Raw genomic sequence first — 312 nt, 5'->3', positions numbered from 1 at the left:
CGGGAAATTTGCCTACAAGATAACCTATCGGACTAAGGTAATAAATCCAAGCAAACCATATTCAGGACAACAAACATTCAGAAATACGGCAATATTGGAGAGTCCAGGATATATGACAGAAACTCACGATGGCGCACAGAGTATTGCCTACGGTGATGCTCTTGCGAAGAGGAAGGTAGGTACAGGAAGCAATTACGAGTCAAGCTGGGAAATTGAATATAATTACAATTTAGCCAGTATCCCAGTACCAATACTGGGTGACTTTCACATTGTAGATACATTCCCAGGAGTACAAGATATTGATGTAACTAG

1 protein-coding gene is annotated in these 312 nt (G+C 40.7%); it reads left to right on the top strand.

The window, feature by feature from the left end:
• Nucleotides 1-312: hypothetical protein (locus RCF13_RS06730; RefSeq protein WP_308140987.1), on the top strand; the 312-nt coding region annotated here is incomplete at both ends.

This window comes from Stenotrophomonas maltophilia group sp. RNC7, assembly GCF_030910085.1.
Lineage (GTDB): Bacteria > Pseudomonadota > Gammaproteobacteria > Xanthomonadales > Xanthomonadaceae > Stenotrophomonas > Stenotrophomonas sepilia.
The sequence above is the reverse complement of the archived record's forward strand: the minus strand, read 5'-3'. Positions and strand labels throughout refer to the sequence as shown.